Genomic DNA, 1,355 nt, shown 5'->3' with positions numbered 1-1,355 from the left:
TTTCTGGTCGATGGAGTTGTAGGCACGCCAGAGCGATGTCCCGTTTTCTGTCGAGCCGAAAATATGAGCTTCACGCTCGTCGATGATCTCGACATAGGCAAAATACTGGCACAGCCGCATGAGCTCGCCGTTGAGCAGCGAAATGCATCGCTCCGAATCGCCGGCGAAATTGTCGCCGTCCGAGGCCTGGGCGGCATAGATGTTCCAGTCATGGGCCGGGTAGCGGCTGGTGATAATACGGTGCATTTCCTCCAGCGCGGTGGAAACGACGGTGCCGCCGCTTTGGGTGTTGTAGAAAAATGTTTCCTCGTCGACCTCCTGAGCCAGGTGCGTGTGGCGGATGAAAACAATCTCGATGCGGTCGTAGCGCCGTTTCAAGAACAGGTGCAGCAAGACGAAGAAGCGCTTGGCCAGATCCTTCTCGCGCTCGCCCATGGACCCGGACACGTCCATAAGACAGAACATGACGGCATTGGCGTTCGGCACCGGCCGGGAATCGAAGCGGTTGAAGCGGATGTCGACCGGATCGACATAGGCAATCCGGCGGCGGCGGCGTTCCAGCCGGTCGAGCTCTTCGCGCAATGCCGCAATACGCTGGCGCGCTTCGGCGCTGGATGGCGTCGACTCGAGCGAGGCGATTTCCTCGAGGATCGCATCCAGTTCGACCTGCTTGGGGCGCCTCAGCGCAATGCGGCGGCCGTGGCTGTTGCGCATTGTGCGGCCAACATTGATGTTGGTCGGCGAACCTGTGGCGGCGAAGCCGGCTCTGCGCGGCTTGAAGGCAAGGATCTCCTTGAGGTTGAGCTTGACCATGTCCGGGAGCTCGAGATCCTCGAAGAAAAGATCGAGCACTTCCTCGCGCGACAGCACGAAACGAAAGTCGTCTTCAGATGCCTTGTTTCCCGGCGACGATGCTCCCCCGCCGCCCCCGCCGGGTTTGGGGATCAGGTCTCCAGCGGAGAAATGCCTGTTGCCCGGCAAGATGTGCTGGCGCCTGCCGCTGTCGCGGGCGTTGTTGAAGCTCGGCTCGCTTGTGCCTCTTTCGGGCATGCGCACGGCATGCTCGGAATCCGCGTCGGCGATCCTGCCGGTGCGGATCTGATCGCGTATGCTGCGTTTCAATTCCTCGCGCGCGCGTCGCAGGAAGCGCTGGCGATTGCCGAGGCTTTTGTCTTTAGGGTTCAGGCGGCGGTCGATGAAGATCGGCATGGAACCATCCGGGTTCTCTAACCCGCCCTGTTCACCCGCATGTACCAGTCCACAAGGCGACGCACCTGCCGCTCGGTGTAGCCGCGCTCGACCATCCGCTGCACGAATTCATTGTGCCGCTTTTCCGTGACACTGTCCCGCTTGGA

The 1,355-nt window shown here is 61.1% G+C and carries 1 protein-coding gene; it reads right to left on the bottom strand.

Going from position 1 to position 1,355, the window contains the following annotated elements; translation table 11 throughout:
- Positions 1 to 1,209 (bottom strand): YeaH/YhbH family protein (locus EN994_RS31735; RefSeq protein ID WP_164746427.1); only part of this gene is annotated, 1,209 nt, incomplete at its 3' end.
- Positions 1,210 to 1,355 lie beyond the last annotated feature (146 nt).

Origin of the sequence: Mesorhizobium sp. M7A.F.Ca.CA.002.09.1.1 (assembly GCF_003998555.1) — a bacterium.
GTDB lineage: Bacteria > Pseudomonadota > Alphaproteobacteria > Rhizobiales > Rhizobiaceae > Mesorhizobium > Mesorhizobium ciceri.
This window is presented reverse-complemented; position numbering and strand designations above follow the sequence as displayed.